The 15,207-nt window shown below is 71.1% G+C and carries 12 protein-coding genes; 3 read left to right on the forward strand and 9 right to left on the reverse strand.

Annotated elements, in window-relative coordinates; all coding sequences use genetic code 11:
- Positions 1-18: 18 nt before the first annotated feature.
- From glpK to ABLE88_RS07320, 5 genes are all read right to left on the reverse strand, one after another.
- The gene (gene glpK, locus ABLE88_RS07300; protein WP_348830773.1) at positions 19-1,509 is read right to left on the reverse strand and encodes a glycerol kinase GlpK; all 1,491 of its coding nucleotides are present in this window, start codon (positions 1,507-1,509) and stop codon (positions 19-21) included.
- A gap of 10 nt (positions 1,510-1,519) precedes the next feature.
- Positions 1,520-3,043 carry a glycerol-3-phosphate dehydrogenase gene (locus ABLE88_RS07305; protein WP_348830774.1) on the reverse strand — a complete coding sequence of 508 codons (1,524 nt, stop codon included), beginning with the start codon at positions 3,041-3,043 and terminating at the stop codon, positions 1,520-1,522.
- A gap of 92 nt (positions 3,044-3,135) precedes the next feature.
- On the reverse strand, positions 3,136-3,897 hold the full coding sequence (locus tag ABLE88_RS07310; protein WP_348830776.1) for an SDR family NAD(P)-dependent oxidoreductase: 762 nt from the start codon (positions 3,895-3,897) through the stop codon (positions 3,136-3,138).
- 70 nt (positions 3,898-3,967) lie between these two features.
- Positions 3,968-5,605, reverse strand: coding sequence for an acyl-CoA synthetase (locus ABLE88_RS07315; protein ID WP_348830777.1), 1,638 nt, complete (start codon positions 5,603-5,605; stop codon positions 3,968-3,970).
- 67 nt (positions 5,606-5,672) lie between these two features.
- Positions 5,673-6,560, reverse strand: a complete 888-nt coding sequence (locus ABLE88_RS07320; RefSeq protein WP_348830778.1) for an IclR family transcriptional regulator — start codon at positions 6,558-6,560, stop codon at positions 5,673-5,675.
- Positions 6,561-6,823: 263 nt separating this feature from the next.
- Between ABLE88_RS07320 and ABLE88_RS07325 the strand changes: the two genes are divergently transcribed.
- Both ABLE88_RS07325 and ABLE88_RS07330 read left to right on the forward strand, forming a co-directional pair.
- Positions 6,824-7,843, forward strand: a complete 1,020-nt coding sequence (locus ABLE88_RS07325) for a TRAP transporter substrate-binding protein (protein ID WP_348830779.1) — start codon at positions 6,824-6,826, stop codon at positions 7,841-7,843.
- Positions 7,844-8,224: 381 nt separating this feature from the next.
- Positions 8,225-10,084 carry a TRAP transporter large permease gene (locus ABLE88_RS07330; protein WP_348830780.1) on the forward strand — a complete coding sequence of 620 codons (1,860 nt, stop codon included), beginning with the start codon at positions 8,225-8,227 and terminating at the stop codon, positions 10,082-10,084.
- Between the two features lie 6 nt (positions 10,085-10,090).
- On the opposite strand, the gene ABLE88_RS07335 is transcribed toward ABLE88_RS07330, so the two are convergent.
- The 4 genes from ABLE88_RS07335 to ABLE88_RS07350 all read right to left on the reverse strand — a co-directional run bounded on the left by ABLE88_RS07335 (position 10,091) and on the right by ABLE88_RS07350 (position 13,051).
- On the reverse strand, positions 10,091-10,735 hold the full coding sequence (locus ABLE88_RS07335; RefSeq protein WP_348830781.1) for a TetR/AcrR family transcriptional regulator: 645 nt from the start codon (positions 10,733-10,735) through the stop codon (positions 10,091-10,093).
- 80 nt (positions 10,736-10,815) lie between these two features.
- Positions 10,816-11,652: a pyrroline-5-carboxylate reductase gene (proC, locus tag ABLE88_RS07340; RefSeq protein WP_348830783.1), complete on the reverse strand. Its 837-nt coding sequence runs from the start codon at positions 11,650-11,652 to the stop codon at positions 10,816-10,818.
- A 281-nt stretch (positions 11,653-11,933) separates the two neighbouring features.
- Positions 11,934-12,434, reverse strand: a complete 501-nt coding sequence (locus ABLE88_RS07345) for a type III secretion system chaperone family protein (protein ID WP_348830784.1) — start codon at positions 12,432-12,434, stop codon at positions 11,934-11,936.
- Between the two features lie 335 nt (positions 12,435-12,769).
- On the reverse strand, positions 12,770-13,051 hold the full coding sequence (locus tag ABLE88_RS07350) for an accessory factor UbiK family protein (RefSeq protein WP_348830785.1): 282 nt from the start codon (positions 13,049-13,051) through the stop codon (positions 12,770-12,772).
- Positions 13,052-13,263: 212 nt separating this feature from the next.
- Between ABLE88_RS07350 and ABLE88_RS07355 the strand changes: the two genes are divergently transcribed.
- A complete protein-coding gene (locus ABLE88_RS07355) occupies positions 13,264-15,123 on the forward strand; it encodes an ABC-F family ATP-binding cassette domain-containing protein (protein WP_348830786.1) in 1,860 nt (619 codons plus the stop codon).
- Positions 15,124-15,207 lie beyond the last annotated feature (84 nt).

Consider the following 15,207-nt stretch of genomic DNA (forward strand, 5'->3'; position numbering starts at 1 on the left):
GCGCAGCGGCCGCGCCCCTCAGCCGAGCAGGCGCGCAACCGCGTCGCGCCAGACGGCGACCCGCGCCGCGCGCGCCGCCGCGTCCATCTGCGGCACGAAGCGGCGCTCGCGGTGCCAGGAGGCGGCGAAGGCTTCGGGCTCCGGGAAGAAGCCGCAGGCGAGCCCCGCGAGATAGGCCGCGCCGAGCACGGTGGTCTCGGTGTGGCGCGGGCGGTCCACCGGCGCGCCGAGCAGATCGGCGAGGCGCTGCATGGTGAAGTCGGACCGCGCCATGCCGCCGTCCACCCGCAGCACGGTCTCGCCGGTGCCCGCGCCGGCTAAGTCGGCGCGCATGGCCTCCAGGAGGTCCACGGTCTGGAAGCACACCGCCTCCAGCGCCGCCCGCGCCAGTTCCTTGGGGCCGGTGGCGCGGGTGAGGCCGAACAGCGCGCCGCGCACGTCCGGGCGCCAATAGGGCGCGCCGAGGCCGACGAAGGCCGGCACCAGGATCACATCCTGCTCCGGATCGGCTTCGCCGGCGAGGCGGTCGCTCTCGCCGGCATTGGCGATCAGCCTCAGGCCGTCGCGCAGCCACTGCACCGCCGCCCCGGCGACGAAGATCGAGCCCTCCAGCGCATAGGTGCGCCGGCCCTCCAGCTGATAGGCGATGGTGGTGAGCAGGCGGTTGCGCGAGGCCACCGGCGCGGCGCCGGTGTTGAGCAGCGCGAAGCAGCCGGTGCCGTAGGTGGCCTTCACCATGCCGGGCGAGAAGCACGCCTGGCCCACCACCGCCGCCTGCTGGTCCCCCGCCATGCCGAGGATCGGGATCGCCGCGCCGAACAGCTCCGGCGCGCTCGCGCCGAACAGGCCCGAGCAGTCCCTGACCTGCGGCAGCAGCGCCGCCGGCACGCGGAACAGAGCCAGCAGATCCTCGTCCCACGCGCCCTCGTGGATGTCGAACAGCATCGTGCGGGCGGCATTGGTGGCGTCGGTGGCGTGCACCACCCCGCCGGTGAGCCGGAACAGGAGGAAGCTGTCCACCGTGCCGAAGCACAGCTCGCCGCGCTCGGCCCGCGCCCGCGCGCCCGGCACCCGGTCGAGGATGTGGGCGATCTTGGTGGCGGAAAAATAGGGGTCGATGACGAGGCCGGTCTTCGCCCGCACCGCCTCCGCATGGCCTGAGGCGTTGAGCCGCGCGCAAGCATCGGCGGTGCGCCGGTCCTGCCAGACGATGGCGCGGTGGATGGCGCGGCCAGTGGCGCGCTCCCACACCAGGGTGGTCTCGCGCTGGTTGGTGATGCCGATGCCGGCGACGTCGCGCGCCGACGCCCCCGCCTCGGCGAGCGCGGCGCGGCAGCAGGCGAGGACGCTGCCGAAGATGTCCTCCGCCTCCTGCTCCACCTCGCCGGAGGCGGGGAAGAATTGCGGCAGCTCCTGCTGGGCGAGCGCGGCCACCGCGCCGTCGGCCCGCAGCAGCACCGCCCGCGAGGAGGTGGTGCCCTGGTCGATGGCGAGGATGAAGGGGGCCATGCGCGCGGCTTCAGGCGGCCGCGCCGGCAAGCCGGGCGTCCACATAGGCGGCGAGCGCGGCCTGTTCGGTGGGCGAGAGGCGCAGGCCGAGCTTGGAGCGCCGCCACAGGATGTCCTGCGCGCTCATGGCCCATTCCCGGTCCATGAGGTGGTCCACCTCGCACCGGCTCAGCCCGGCGCCGAACCAGGGACCGAGCTCGGCCTCGCTGCGCGCGCCGGCGAGGATCTGGAAGCAGCGCGTGCCGTAGGCGAGGAACAGGCGCCGGGTGATGCGCTTGTCGAGGAAGGGGAAGCGCGCGCGCAGGAGCATCAGCACCTTGTCGAAGCTGTCGACCGGGAAGTCGCCGCCGGGCAGCGCGGCCTTTCCGGTCCAGGGGCCGAGCGTCATCGGCAGGTGGCCGGCGAGCTTGTCGAGCGCCGCTTCGGCCAGCCGGCGGTGGGTGGTGATCTTGCCGCCGAGCACGGTGAGGAGCGGCGCCGCCTCGGGCGGGGCGTCGAGGGCGAGCACGTAGTCGCGCGAGGCCTCCTGCGCCTTGCCGGCGCCGTCGTCCTGGAGCGCGCGCACCCCGGCAAAGGCCCACACCACGTCGGCGGGCGTCACCGGCGTGGCGAAATACTCGCTCGCGGCAGCGCACAGATAAGCGACCTCCTCTGGGCTGGCGCGCACCTCCTCCGGCCGGCCGGAAAAGTCGCGGTCGGTGGTGCCGATGAGGGTGAACTCGCTTTCATAGGGAATGGCGAAGACGATCCGTCCGTCGGCGTTCTGGAAGATATAGGCGCGGTCGTGGGTGTAGAGGCGCGGCACCACGATGTGGCTGCCCTGCACCAGGCGCAGGTGGGCGGCGGCGTTCACGTCCAGCGCCTCCAGCACCTCGCCCGCCCAGGGGCCCGCCGCATCCACCAGCGCCCGCGCCATCACCCGCCAGCGCTGGCCGCCGCCCTCCACCGTGAGCGCCCACAGCGCGCCCTCGCGGCGCGCGCCAACCACCTCGGTGCGCGTGAAGATGTCCGCGCCGCGGTCGGCGGCATCACGGGCGGTGAGCACCACGAGCCGCGCATCGTCCGCGACGCAGTCGGAATATTCGAAGCCGCGCCGGTAGCCGGGCTTCAGCGGCGCGCCGAGCGGGCCGCCGGCGAGCTGCACGGCGGCGCTGGGCGGCAGCCGATGCCGGCCGCCCAGATGATCATAGAGGAACAGGCCGAGGCGCAGCATCCAGGCCGGCCTGAGGCCGTCATGGTACGGCAGCACGAAGCGCATCGGCCGCACGACGTGCGGGGCGATGAACCACAGCACCTCGCGCTCGGCGAGCGCCTCCCGCACCAGGCGGAACTCGTACCGCTCCAGATATCTCAGCCCGCCATGGATCAGCTTGGTGGAGGCCGAGGAGGTGCCCGAGGCGAGGTCACCCTTCTCGAACAGCACCACCTTGAGGCCGCGCCCGGCCGCGTCGCGGGCGATGCCGCAGCCATTCACGCCGCCGCCGATCACCGCCAGATCGTGGATCGGGAGAGGCGCGGTATCCTGTTGATCCATAACGCTCTCTCCCGCCAGCCTGACGCAGGAGAATGCCCCGAACTATGCGGAACGTCGAGCTTCGGAAGGCTATGGCGCTGACATTTCTCGCCCTAAAGCCCGATCAGGCCGCCGGCCACGAAGCCGCCGTCCACGGCGATGTTCTGGCCCGTCACGAACGAGGACTTCGCGCCGTCCAGCAGGAAACAGATCGCGCCGGCCACCTCGGCCGGAGCGGCGTAGCGGCGCATGGGCACGGTCTTCATCCAGCCCGCGCGCGCCTCGGCGGTGTGGAGCGCCTTCACCATGGGGGTCTCGATCGGGCCGGGCGAGATCGAATTCACGCGGATGCCGAGCGGGGCGAACTCCACCGCCAGGATCTGGGTGAGCTGGATCACCGCCCCCTTGGAGGCGCCGTAGGCGGTGCGCCCGAGATTGCCGCGCATGCCGGACACCGAGGCGATGTTGACGATCGAGCCGGCGTGGCGCGCGGCCATCGCCTTCGCCGCCTCGCGCGCCACCAGGAACGAGCCCACCACGTTCACGTCGAGGATCTTGCGGAACAGGTCCGGCGAGGTCTCGAGCGCGGGGATGTCGGCGGCGATGCCGGCCGAGTTCACGACCCCCATCAGCGGGCCGAAATCCGCCTCCGCGTCCTTCACCACGTTCGCCACCTGCGCCTCCTGGGTGACGTCCAGGCGGGCGAAGCGCACCGTGTCGCCGTGGGCGGCGAGGGCCGCGCGCGCCGTGTCGAGGCTGGCCTCGACGATGTCCGCCGCCAGCACGCGCCAGCCTTCGGCGAGCAGAGCCTCCACCACGGCGAGGCCGATGCCTGAGGCCCCGCCCGTCACGATCACGGTTCCCGTCTGCGACACGATGCTTCTCCCTTTGGTGTATCGCTTGTGCTTATGCCGACCTCCCTTTGGAGGGGCCAGCCGATGTCCGTCAGCCCGTCCGCGCGGGCGCAGCCGGGTCGAGAAGCCCGCGCGCCTCGATCGCCTCGCGCACCATCTTCTTGGTGATCTTGCCGTAGGCGGACTTGGGCAGTTCGTCCCAGAAGAACACCTTGCGCGGCAGCTTGTAGCGGGCGACCTTGCCGTCGAGGAACTGGATCAGATCCTCGTCGGTGAGCCGCGCGCCGGGCCTGAGCACGCACACGGCGACGCCGACCTCGCCCCACATGGGGTCCGGCACGCCGAGGATCGCCACCTCCGCCACCGCCGGGTGGGTGAGCACCTGCTCTTCCACCTCGCGCGGATAGACGTTCGAGCCGCCGGAAATGTACATGTCGGAGGCGCGGCCGGTGATGTAGACGAAGCCCTCCGCGTCCATGTGGCCGAGGTCGCCGGTGCGGAACCAGCCGTTGCGGAACGCCTTGGCGTTGGCCTCCGGATTGTCATAGTAGCCGGCGAACACCGCCGGCCCGGCCACGCAGATCTCGCCGGTGGCGAAGGGCGCCACCTCCCGGCCCTGCTCGTCCTGGATCTGGACCTGCATGCCGGTGCGCTCAAAGCCGCAGGTGCCGAGCTTCACGTTGGGGCCGTCCTCGGCCTCGTGCAGGGCGCAGGGCAATACGGTGATGTTGCCCGTCACCTCGCCGAGGCCGAAATACTGCACCAGCACCTTGCCGAGTTTCTTCAGCGCGAACTTCTGATCTTCCCGGTACATGGGCGCGCCGGCATAGATCACGTAGCGCAGGGAGGAGTGGTCGAACTGGTCGACCGCCGGATGCTCCACCATGAGCTTGGTGATGGTGGGCACGGTGAACAGGTTGGTGACGCGCCATTCCTCCACGAGCCGCCAGGCCTCGGTGCCGTCGAAGCGCTCTGAGGGCAGAAGGATGGTCTTGGCCGCCCGCGCCACCTGCACCAATTGGTGCACGCCCGCCCCGTGGGAGAGCGGGGCCACCACGAGGGAGGCATCCGCGTTCGTGGTGCCGGGCATCAGGTCGCACAGATGGTTGGTGACGACGAACGCCATCTGGCCGTGGGTCAGCACCGCCGCCTTGGGCCGGCCGGTGGTGCCGGAGGTGAAGAAGAACCAGCACGGATCGTCCCGCGCCACGTCCGCATCGCGAAAGCCGGCGCCGAGATGGGGCGCGAGCACCGCATTGTAGTCCGGCCCGAAATCGGCGGCGCCGATGGCGACCACCACGTCGATCGCCGGCGCCTCGGCGCGCGCCGCCGCCGCGTGCTCGGGGAAGTCGGCGTGGCAGATCATCGCCCGCGCGCCGGAGGCGGAGGCGAGATAGGCGACCTCGGACGGCGTCTGGCGGAAATTGGTCGGCACCCACACCGCGCCCAGGCGGAACGCGACGAACATGCTCTCGAACATTTCGAGGCAGTTCTTCGACTGCACCAGGATGCGGTCGCCCTTTCTCACGCCCTGCGCGGCGAGCGCGGCCGCCATGGCATCGACCCGCGCGTCCATCTCGCCCCAGGCGGCGTGGTGCGCGCCGTGCACGAAGCCGATGTCGTGCGGGAAGCGCCGGCCCGCCTGGCGCAGGAAATGGGCCAGGTTCATCACGCGGTCGCTGACGCGGGCGATGCCGCCGAGCGGGGTGCCGGGAGCCTCGGGTGTCATCGATAAGCCTCCAGGGATGGGGACGCGACCGGCGCGCGGGCGCGGCGGTCGGCGGACGGATTGCGGCTCATGCGGCGCCGGCCCGCGCCGGGGCGCGCGCCGCGCCTGGCGCCTTGGGCGCGCCGCGGCTCTTGGCCGCCGCGCCGAGGGCGGCCTCCAAAGCGCGCGCCTCGCGCTGCAGCAGCGCCGCGAGCTCGGGCTGGCGCTCGGGCGTCAGCCGCGTGTCGATGGCGGCGATGGAGAGCGCGCCCGCCGGGCGCCCCTGCGCGTCCAGCACCGCGACGCCGATGCCCCAGGAGCCGGACACGTAGAGCCCGGGATTGAGGGCGTAGCCATGCCGGCGCGTCTCGGCGACGCCATGCCTCAGGCGCTGCGGCGAATAGCCGGGATAGGCGGTGGCGAGCGCCTCGGCATTGGCGGCGAGCACGCGCTCCACCTCCACGTCCGGCAGCGCCGCGAGGATCGCGAGGCTGCCTGCGCCGACGCCGAGCGGATGCCGGTCGCCCGCCTGCAGCACGTGGGTGCGGATGGGGAAGGTGCCCTCCTCCCGGTGCAGGCACACGGCGAAGATGTCACGCGGCACGGTGAGGAAGGCGCAGTCGCCGCTCTCCGTGGCGATGCGCGAGAGCGCGCCCAGCGACAGCGCATGGATGCCGAACCGCGCCGCGGCGAGCGTGCCTAGGACATAGGCCTCCGGGCCGATATGATAGCGCCGGCTCGCCTCCTCCTGGTCCACCAGGCCCGCGCGCACCAGCGCCAGCAGCACGCGGCGCACGGTGGGCTTGGGCAGGCCGGAGCGCTCGACCACGTCCGACAGGCGCGCCCCGTCCGCCCCGGCGCGGCCCACCAGGAGCAGGAGCGCGATGGCGCGCTCGATGCTCTGGGTGCCGCCCTGGGCCGGCTCGTCGCCCGCCCGCGCCGGAGGGGCGGCGGAATTCTGCGCGCCGGCCGTCATCCGGCCGGCCTTCGCCTGGCCGGCCGGGCTCTTTGCCGGAACCGTTCGCGTGCCCGTGACCACGTTTGCTCCCGATGATCCAGGATATGGACCTGGTTCTTGATTTCTTGGCGCCGATCGGCCAAACCGTTTGGTGGGAAACCATAACCCCCTTGCCTAACCGCCACAAGCGGGCCAGCATTGGGGCGCAATGCAAGGTCCATATCATGGACCTAGAACGATAATGCGGTCCGAACGGACCCTGTCAGGAGGAGACCATGAGGATGTCGCTGACCCGTCGCACCCTTTTGAAGGCGAGCGCCGCGAGCGCGCTGGTGGGCGGCATCGCCGCGCCCCATGTCGCCCGCGCCCAGGCCGCCGAATTCAGCTACAAATACGCCAACAACCTGCCGGTCACGCACCCCATGAACGTGCGCGCCAACGAGATGGTGGAAGCCATCAAGAAGGAGACCGGCGGGCGGGTCGAGATCAAGGTCTTCCCGTCGAGCCAGCTCGGCGGCGACACCGACATGCTGAGCCAGCTGCGTTCGGGCGGCATCGAGTTCTTCACCCTCTCGCCGCTGATCCTGTCGACCCTGGTGGCCAACGCCTCCATCAGCGGCCTCGGCTTCGCCTTCCCGGACTATGCCACCGTGTGGAAGGCCATGGACGGCGAGCTCGGCGCCTATGTGCGCGGCCAGATCGCCAAGTCCGGCATCGTCGCCATGGACAAGATCTGGGACAACGGCTTCCGCCAGATCACCACCTCCACCAAGCCGATCCAGACCGCCGCCGACCTCAAGGGCCTGAAGATCCGCGTGCCGGTCTCGCCGCTGTGGACCTCGATGTTCAAGGCGTTCGACAGCGCGCCCGCCTCGCTCAACTTCTCCGAGGTCTACACCGCGCTGCAGACCGGCGCCGTGGACGCCCAGGAGAACCCGCTCGCCATCATCTCCACGGCGAAGCTCTACGAGGTGCAGAAATACTGCTCGCTCACCAACCACATGTGGGACGGCTTCTGGTTCCTGGCCAATCGGCGCGCGTTCGAGAAGCTGCCGGAGGACCTGCGCGCCATCGTCGCCAAGAACGTGAACGCCGCGGGCGTGAAGGAGCGCGAGGACGTGGTCCAGCTCAACGCCACTTTGCGCAAGGAACTGGCGGAGAAGGGCCTCACCTTCAACGAGCCGAAGGTGGACAGCTTCCGCGCCAAGCTGCGCGAGGCCGGCTTCTATTCCGAGTGGAAGGGCAAGTTCGGCGACGAGGCCTGGGCGATCCTGGAGAAATATACCGGTCAGCTCTCCTGAGGCCGGTCCGGCGGCGGGGCACTCCCTCCGGTGTGCCCCCCTCCCCTGCCCCCACAAGGGGGAGGGGTTTTCCGCCCTAAATCGGTTAGCACGGTCCGCGCCCGCAAAACGCCCCCCCTTGGAGGCCTCCCCTCCCCCTTATGGGGAGGGGCGAGGGGGTGGGGGTGGCGCAACGGTCTGCGCCGGTTTCCCGGGCGGCAGAGGTGGGCTGCCCGGACCCGGCGCACCGATCTTCGCGGACGGCAGGGGGCATTCCGCAACGTCTGCTTGCGAATTGCGCCGGGACCAGCGCAGAACTGGACAAATCCATGCGGGCGTCAGCGCGCGCCCACAAGCCCCCTCCTCGGGGCTGCTGAGAGACCAAACACCGGGACCCCCGCAATGGCCGCAGCCGATGAAATCCTGCCGCTGGTCGCCGAGAGCGACGCCCCCCGCGCGGGCTCGCGTTTCATGCGGCCGGTGGAAGCCATCGCCGCCGGACTGCTGCTGCTGGTGGTGGGCCAGCTGCTCGCCAACGCGCTGTCGCGCTATTTGTTCGTCAAGCCCATCATCTGGGGCGACGAGGTCGCCTCCATTGCCTTCATCTGGCTCGCCATGCTGGGCTCGCTGGTGGCCATCGACCGCAACGAGCATCTGCGCCTGACCCTGTTCGTGCGCGCCATGCCCCAGCGCATGCAGCAGTTCGTGGACACTCTGGCGCTGCTGCTGGTGGCCGCCTTCCTGCTCGCGCTCGCTTATCCCGCCTACGACTATGCGTCGGAGGAGGCCTACATCACCCTGCCGGCGCTCGGCATCGCCGGCTCGTTCCGGGCGGCGGCGCTGCCGGTGGGCATCTGCGGCATGGCGGCGCTCGCGGTGGCGCATGCGGTGCGGCGCTCGAAGCTGGTGGACATCCTCGCCTCGCTCGCCATCGTCGCCGGGACGCTCGCGGCCCTGTGGCTCGCCGCGCCCATGCTCATCAAGGCCGGCAATGTCACCATCCTCCTGTTCCTGGTGGGCTTCGTGGCGGCGTGCCTGGTGGCCGGCGTGCCCATCGCCTTCTGCTTCGGCATCGGCACCATCTGCTATCTCGCCTTCTCCACCCACGTGCCGCTTCTGGTGATGATCGGCCGCATGGATGAGGGCATGAGCTCGCTGGTCCTGCTCTCGGTGCCGGTGTTCGTTCTGCTCGGCTGCGTGCTCGACCACACCGGCATGGGCAAGGCGATCGTCGACTTCCTCGCCTCGCTGCTCGGCCACGTGAAGGCGGGCATGTCCTACGTGCTGCTGGGCTCGCTGTTTGTGGTGTCGGGCATCTCCGGCTCCAAGGTCTCCGACATGGCGACCGTGGCGCCGGCTTTGTTCCCGGAGATGAAGCGGCGCGGCCACAAGCCGAAGGAGATGATCGCCCTGCTCGCCACCGGCGCCGCCATGGCGGACACGGTGCCGCCCTCCATCGTGCTGATCGTGCTCGGCTCGGTGGCGGGTGTGTCGATAGCGGCCTTGTTCACCTCGGGCTTCGTGGTGGCCATGGTGCTGCTGGTGGCGCTCGCGGCGCTGGCGCGCTTCAAGGCGCGCCATGAGGACATGGAGGGCGTGAGGCGCGCGCCCGCCGGCCTCATCGTCAAGACCATGCTGGTGGCGGCGCCGGCGCTGCTGCTGCCGTTCTTCATCCGCAGCGCGGTGTCGAGCGGGGCGGCCACCGCCACCGAGGTGTCCACCTTCGCGGTGGTCTATGCGCTGATCGTCGGCATGGTGCTCTATGGCGGCATCGGCCTGCGCACCTTCTACGCCATGCTGGTGGAGACCGCGGCGCTCACCGGGGCGATCCTGGTCATCCTCGCCTGCGCGGTGGCCATGGCGTGGGCCATCACCCAGGCCGGCATCGCCAACGACCTCGCCGCCATGATGGCCGCTTTGCCTGGCGGCTCGTGGGGCTTCCTGGCGGTCAGTATCCTGGTGTTCCTGGTGCTGGGCTGCATCCTGGAGGGGCTGCCGGCGATCGTGCTGATGGCGCCGCTGATGTATCCCATCGCCCGCAAGCTCGGGATCAACGACATCCACTATTCCATGGTGATCGTCACGGCCATGAACATCGGCCTGATGACGCCGCCCATCGGCATCGGCTTCTACCTCGCCTGCAAGATCGGCCAGGTCTCCCCCGACGCGGCGCTGAGCGCCATCTGGCCGTATCTGGTGGCGCTGTTCCTCGGCCTGATCGTGATCGCCGCCGTACCCTGGATCTCCATCGGCCTGCTCTGACGAGCGTCAGGCCGGCGGCGGCGCCTCGGCCGGCGCGGCGCGCCGCTTGCGCCCGGGGAGGGCGATGAAGGCGAGGTCGTCGAGCATGCCCAGCAGCTTGGCGCCGGTGTCCAGTTCCCGGTCGAGCGCCGCCATGGTGCGCGCGAGGCCGATGTCCTCATCGTCGAGCCAAACGGAAACGATGCGGGCGAACAGCAGCGCCAGCCCCTTCGCCCGCACCGATCCGGAAAGCCCGGTGCAGCCGATGCCGGCCGCCGCCAGCATCCAGCGCTGCGAGCGCTCGGACAGACGCAGCAATTCGAGCACCAGCGCCGGATCGCGCCGCGCCGAGCGGACGAGGCCGCGCACCGCGCCCTTGTGGGGCTCCAGGGCGTCGAGCCGGCGCATCAGCACCTCGAACAGGCGCTCCTTCGGCCCTTCGCCGGCGAAATCGTCGCTGTCCGGCCCGCCTTCGGCGAGCACGTGGCGGTCGGTGGCGCGGAAGAAGGCGGCAAGCAGGTCCGAGCGGGTGGCATAGGCGGCGCGCATCTCGCCGAACGGCACGCCGGCATGGACGGCGACGTCGGCGAGGTCGATCTCGCCATAGGGCCGTTCCTCCAGCAGCGCGAGGAAGGAACGCAGGCAGGCGTCGCGGCTGGTCTCAGAGGCCATGGCTTCCTCCTCGGGCAACACCAAACGGCGGCGTCGCCGACATCCTTGTCCTCAACTGTAGCGCCAATAGGCGCGGGCGGTCAGCCCGCCAGCTCCTTGCCCCGCCGCGTCGCGGCGGCGACGGCTTCGGCGAGCAGCGGACCGAAGCCGGCCGTCTCGTCCATGAGCACGGCGAGCGCGGCCGCCGTGGTGCCGCCGGGCGAGGTGACGTTTTGGCGCAGGGTGGCGGCCGGCAGGTCCGACTGGTCCATGAGGGCGCCGGCGCCGGCGACGGTCGCCCGGGCGATGCGCGCCGAGAGGTCCGGCGGCAGGCCGGCCTTGGCGCCCGCCTCGGCCAGCGCTTCGGCGAGGAGGAAGGCGTAAGCGGGACCGGAGCCGGACACCGCGGTGGCGGCGTCCATGAGGTCCTCGTCCGCCACCCATTCGACGATGCCGATGGCGCCGAGCAGCGCGCCCGCGAGCGCGCGGCCCTGCGCGCTCACCGCCCCGTTGGCCACCGCCACGGTGACGCCGCGCCCGATGGCGGCCGGCGTGTTGGGGATCGAGCGCACGATCGCGGTGCCCGCCGGCAGAGCGCCTTCCATGAAGCAAAGGGTGCGACCGGCCATGATCGAGACCACCAGGGTTCCGGGCGCGACCAGCGGCGCCACTTGCGGCAGCACGTCCGGCGCCACCTGGGGCTTGACCGCGAGCAGCAGCACGCTCGGCGCGGGGATGGCTCCGGCCGGCGGGTTCACCGCGACGCCCTTCGCGGCGAGCGCCGCGGCGGCGTCCGCCGGCAGGTTGGGATCGACGGCGACGGCGAGCTGCGCCGGCAGGCCGAGCTTCAGCCAGCCTTCCAGCATGGCCCCGCCCATCTTTCCCGCGCCCACCAGCACCACGGGACCGGACAGTGCGGACAAAGCGGGCGCGGACATGGGGGGCCTCGATCGGTGGGACGTCACAGGACGCGCGCCGACGGCGGCGCGCATTCCGGTTCTAGAGCCCGACGGCGCGGGGCGGAAGGGGAACGGCAAGGGCCGGTCGGGTCGAGGATGGAAGAAGGGGCGCCGCACCGGGGCCGGCCGGCCAAAGGCGGTAGCGCCCCGCGGCAGGCGCCGGAACGCGCCGCCCGCACGCCGGTCCCTCACCCCCGCACCGTCCCGAAGAGAAGGGGAGCCGGTCGCGCGGGGGAGAGGGTGGAGAAAGCCGGTGGCGCTCAGGCCTCCCCGACCGTGTCGAACAAGGCGGTGTCCATGGCCTCGCGGGCGGTCTTGCCGGCCCAGACCACGAACTGGAAGGCGGGATAATAGCGCTCCACCGAATCGATCGCCGCGTCGACGATCGCCTCGCATTGGCGGCCTGAAGCGGTGGCCCCGCCCGCCAGCACCAGAGCGTGGCGGAACATGATCACGCCCTCCTGCGACCACAGGTCGAAATGGCCGAGCCACATCTGCTCGTTCACCAGCGCGAGGAGCTTGAGCACCTCGGAGCGCCGGCCGTCCGGCACCTTGAAGTCGAAGGCGCAGGCGAGATGCAGCGCCTCCAACTCGTCCATCCACTGGAACGAGACGTGGCAGTCCGTCCAGCGGGTGGCGAGCGAAAGGGTGATCTCGTCCTCGTCGGAGCGCTCGAAGGACCAGTCATGGACGGCGGCGAGCCGCTCCACGAGGTCCACGGGGTTCGCCGGCGCATCGGCTTCGATGTCGATGAGAGACATGGCCTCGACCTCGCGGTGTGAGGGACGCGGAGAGGGTCGAACGCGGCACGGGCGTCAACTCAGGCCGGGGAGGCATGCGCAGCGCGGCGTGCCGTTTCCAGTGTCGGAGCCGGATGTCCCGTTCAGGTTGGCCGGCCTGAACGGACCCGGCTCCAGGCGCACCGGCGGACCGGCCCGCCGTGGCGAGGCTACGCCCCGTCGCGCCCCGGCGCGACGAACCGGCTACGAATCGCCACGAAAATCAGTATATCGCGGGGAATCATTGCGGTGCTACGACAGATTGTGTGCCGCACCGCCCTGTCCCCGGCGGCCGCTCCCGAAGCCCGGCGCCGGGATCAATCCTCGGACTGGTCGGCGGTGGCGCGGCCGGCGGCGAGCTTCTCCTCCAGCAGAGCGATGCGGGCGGCAAGCGCCTCGTTCTCCTCGCGCGCCTTCGCGGCCAAGTCCTTGACCGCCTCGAACTCCTCGCGCTTGACGAGGTCCATGTCGCGCAGGAAACGCTCCATCTGGGCCTTCATCACGGTCTCGGCCTCGCGGCGCACGCCCTGGGCGACGCCGGCGGCATCGTTCACGAGGCGGGCCATCTCGTCGAAAATGCGGCCCGTGGTCTGGGTCATGGGTGCCTCCATCGGCGCTCGGCGCCTCCCCCGCTAAATGGAGGCACCGCGCACCCGATGCAAGTGCGCGCCGCGGCGCACCCCGGCGGCGCTCCCCCTGCGGTCCTCCCAAAGGGGAGGGAGCGGAACGGCGCCGGGTGCCGAAAGCGGGCCGGCGCGGAATGCTCCCCCCTCCCTTTGCCTTCCGGGCCCGGGCGGGATAAGCGGGGCGCATGGCCCCGCCCCTCATCCTGCTCCAGGACATCCAGCTGCGCTACGGCGCCACCCCTCTGCTCGATGGGGCGGAGCTGTCCGTCTCCGCCGGCGAGCGCCTCGCTCTGGTGGGGCGTAACGGCTCCGGCAAGTCGACGCTGCTGAAGATCGCCGCCGGCCTCGTCGAGCCCGACGGCGGCACGCGCTTCTTCCAGCCCGGCACCACCGTGCGATATTTGCCGCAGGAGCCCGACTTCACCGGCTTCGCCACCACGCTGGCCTATGTGGAAGCCGGCCTTGCCCCCGGCGACGAGACCTATCGTGCCGCCTATCTCCTGGAGGAACTCGGCCTGACCGGCCGCGAGGACCCGGCCACCCTCTCCGGCGGCGAGGCGCGGCGCGCCGCGCTCGCCCGCGTCATCGCCCCCGAGCCGGACGTGCTGCTGCTGGACGAGCCCACCAACCATCTGGACCTGCCCGCCATCGAATGGCTGGAAGCGGAATTGAAGTCGCTGCGCTCGGCGATCGTGCTCATCAGCCACGACCGGCGCTTCCTGGAGACCCTCTCGCGCGCCACCGTCTGGCTCGACCGGGGGACCACGCGGCGCCTGGAACAGGGCTTTGCCGCCTTCGAGGCGTGGCGCGACGGCGTGCTGGAGCAGGAGGAAAGCGAGCGCCACAAGCTCGACCGCAAGATCGTCGCCGAGCTCGACTGGCTGCGCTACGGCGTCACCGCCAGGCGCAAGCGCAACGTGCGGCGCCTGGGCCTGCTCCACTCCATGCGCAAGGACCGCCGCGAGGAGCGCCGCGCCACCGGCAATGTGAAGCTCGCCGTGACCGAGGCCGAGACCTCCGGCAAGCTCATCATCGAGGCCAAGCACATCGCCAAGTCCTATGACGGCGTGTGCGTGGTCAAGGACTTCTCCACCCGCATCCTGCGCGGCGACCGCATCGGCATCGTCGGCCCCAACGGCGCCGGCAAGACCACGCTGCTGAAGATGCTGACCGGCGCGCTCGCGCCCGACACCGGCAGCGTGCGGCTCGGCACCAATCTCGAGATCGCCTCGCTCGACCAGCAGCGCGGCGCGCTCGACCCGTCCACCACGCTGCGCGACGCGCTCACCGGCGGCGGCTCGGACCAGGTGATGGTGGGCGGGACGCCCAAGCATGTGATGGGCTATCTCAAGGACTTCCTGTTCACCCCCGAGCAAGCCAATGCGCCGCTCTCCGTGCTCTCGGGCGGCGAGCGCGGGCGGCTGATGCTGGCGCGCGCGCTCGCCATGCCGGCCAACCTGCTGGTGCTGGACGAGCCCACCAACGACCTCGACCTCGAGACCCTCGATCTGCTCCAGGAGATGGTGGCGGACTTCCCGGGCACCGTGATCCTGGTCTCCCACGACCGCGACTTCCTCGACCGCACGGTGTCGAGCGTGATCGCGGCGGAGGGCACGGGCATCTTCCGCGAATATGCCGGCGGCTATGCCGACATGGTGGCCCAGCGCGGCCACGGGGTACGGGCGAAGGCGGCACCGGGCAAGGCGCCGCCCCCAGCCTTCGCCGGGGAGGCGGGCAAGGGCGCTGCGAAAGGCGCGGCGAAGGGCGGCGCCAAGGAGGGTAGCCTCGGGCAGGACCTCAAGGAAAAGAAGCGCCTGTCGTTCCACGAGCAGCACGCTCTGAAGACGCTGCCCGCCACCATGGAGAAGCTGAAGGCCGAGCTGGCGAAGCACGCCGCCACCCTGGCCGACCCGGCCCTCTATGCCCGCGACCCGGCCAGGTTCGAGGCCGCCTCGGCGGCGCTCGCCAAGGCCCAGGCCGCCCTGGACGCCGCCGAGGAGGAATGGCTGCGGCTGGAGATTCTGAGGGAGGAGATGGGCGGGTGAGGGAGGAAAGGCCGGCGCTCGGCTTCGGCGATTGGCGCGCGGCGAAGCTCCCCCGATCTGATGAAGGATCGCCAGCCAAGGACA

The organism is Xanthobacter luteus (assembly GCF_040049235.1).
Taxonomy (GTDB): domain Bacteria; phylum Pseudomonadota; class Alphaproteobacteria; order Rhizobiales; family Xanthobacteraceae; genus Xanthobacter.